Origin of the sequence: Marisediminitalea alba (assembly GCF_002993365.1) — a bacterium.
Taxonomy (GTDB): domain Bacteria; phylum Pseudomonadota; class Gammaproteobacteria; order Enterobacterales; family Alteromonadaceae; genus Alteromonas; species Alteromonas alba.
In genome coordinates, this window is record NZ_PVNP01000085.1 from 1 (window position 1) to 1673 (window position 1673).

Genomic DNA, 1673 nt, shown 5'->3' on the forward strand with positions numbered 1-1673 from the left:
AAGTTACCTACATAGAACGTGTCCTGAGAGCCTAAATAGCCAGGGTGATGCGTTTCAATTTCACCGCAGGCTTCATCGTCCTGTTTTTTCTTTTCCAGCGCAGCAACTTGGTCTTCGCTAAGAATGATGCCTTCCTTTTCAACCTTGTCTTCCAAGGCAGCTAAACGCTTTTTGAAGTTCTCCAGGTTATGCCGGAGCCAGATGGATCGAACACCACTACCAGACACGAATACACCTTGCTTACGAAGTTCATTGCTGGTTCTGGCTTGGCCGTGTGCAGGAAACTCTACTGCGTATTTAATAACGGATTGTTCCGTTTGTTCATCCACGCGATTCTTAAGGTTAGGAGTGCGTCTGGACTGACTAATTAGCGAATCAACACCACCTTCTTTAACCAGTTCCTGATACCGGTAAAACGTATCTCGTGATACACCCATGATTTTGCAGGCTTTAGATACATTACCGAGTTCCTCGGCTAGATTGAGTAAACCTGCTTTGTGTTTAATGATTGGATTGTTAGTATGCAACATGAGAGTTACCTTTGGTTTGTTTAATAAAGATTCGACACCTTTATCAAACCGGGTAACTCTCATCATTTCAAGTCGATGTGTCAGATCTGGTCGGAACTAATTCAGTTAATTCGATTATACAAAGCGCTATCTCTAGCTTATTGTCCACCATGCAGTTTTGAGATTTATTACGGGGGTAAAATAGTCAAGCTACCATCCCCAGATATGCGATGAATCACACGGCTTAATGGCACCAAAAATCCGTTTACTTACACCCATTTCTGCACCCAGCACCCTTTTTTGCACCCCAAAAGTAATTCTATGTATCGCTATATAGTGTCGCTCTGACGGAAGTATCACTATATATTGTTATGTAGTGTGATCAGGTAAATTTCAAATCCTCTCACACCGACCAATCTCTCCCTCGCTTTGAGCGATATCCCATTGCTACATTAATAGTCTGATCTGGCCTGCTGAAGTTCGCTTTTCGCCTGTTTAAAATTTTTCATATCTGTGATTAGTGCTTGGTATTGTTCGAGTAACTCAGGGTTTTCAGTTAAAAGCTTTATTAAATGCTCGGTAGCAGCTCTTTTTTCATTGTTAACCAATACTTTTACGCCTGAGGACGTCGGCAGTGGCTCGATTATTCCACGTGTCTCCTGAGCTTTAGGGATCATGGCGATTTGCGTTTCATATGCAATTGCAGTGAGTTCGTATTGCGGATAGCAAACCTTGCGAGCAATATGGCTACCTGATGGCTTTTCTATCCTGCATCTTATTTTGAATTCTTTTTGGTCTGTTAAGGCATTGTACATGTCGTAAAATGCCAGCTCGGTTTCAACCAGTTGTTTTCGGTAGTAACTCAGGGGCCTTTGACCGACGACATCCACTACTTCGATATCATTTATTTTCTCGTGACTCTGCGAATATACAATACTGCTAAGTAAGCGATCAATTTAGACCGTCTTTTCCCGGCGGAGCTACCCCGTAAAATGGTCCCCGTAGATTTTACTCACGGAGACTTAATCGATGGCAACAAAAAGACGAACACGCGAGCAATGGCAGGAATTGATTGATAAGCAAGCAGCAGGCGAACTGACAGTCAGTGAATTTTGTGCACAGCATGCGTTAACAGTATCAAACTTCTATCTGTGGCGTAAAAAA

The 1673-nt window shown here is 42.6% G+C and carries 3 protein-coding genes; 1 reads left to right on the plus strand and 2 read right to left on the minus strand.

The genetic code is table 11. The features are described 5' to 3' along the window. Both C6Y40_RS09515 and C6Y40_RS09520 read right to left on the minus strand, forming a co-directional pair. On the minus strand, positions 1-530 hold a 530-nt coding region (locus C6Y40_RS09515; protein WP_146129474.1), incomplete at its 3' end, for a helix-turn-helix domain-containing protein. A gap of 431 nt (positions 531-961) precedes the next feature. After that, positions 962-1399, minus strand: coding sequence for a hypothetical protein (locus tag C6Y40_RS09520; protein WP_105934402.1), 438 nt, complete (start codon positions 1397-1399; stop codon positions 962-964). A 139-nt stretch (positions 1400-1538) separates the two neighbouring features. Here C6Y40_RS09520 and tnpA point away from each other — a divergent pair. Then, positions 1539-1673 (plus strand): IS66 family insertion sequence element accessory protein TnpA (gene tnpA / locus C6Y40_RS25535; protein ID WP_420836920.1); only part of this gene is annotated, 135 nt, incomplete at its 3' end.